At 58.2% G+C, this 299-nt stretch carries 1 pseudogene; it reads right to left on the bottom strand.

The features are described from left to right. A pseudogene (locus AC1RPG_RS08660) lies at window positions 1-299 on the bottom strand (hypothetical protein); the annotation flags it as partial.

Raw genomic sequence — 299 nt, 5'->3', positions numbered from 1 at the left:
GTTCGAGATGCATCCAGTGATACTTGCGCACCCGCTCGATGTCCTTGTCGCGCAGACCCTTGAGTCGGCGGATGTCAGAGTTGTGGCGCAGGTCCGCGAGCTTGACGATGATCGAGTCGAGACTCGACTTCACGCGCTCAACGTACACGTCCAGCTCTTCGCCCGCGATCTTCGTGAGATTCCGGATTCCGTTGATCACACGGTCCGAGAAACCCTCGCGTCGCAGGAACGAGTAACCTGCTTCATGGTCCGAGGCAAAGATGTCCTCAACGAGGTCGTGTCCGAGCGCGATACACTGA

The sequence above is a fragment of the Dellaglioa sp. CoH-57-MRSF-18 genome, assembly GCF_056781995.1.
Note: the sequence above shows the minus strand (reverse complement) of the source record. Positions and strands in the feature narration are given on the sequence as shown.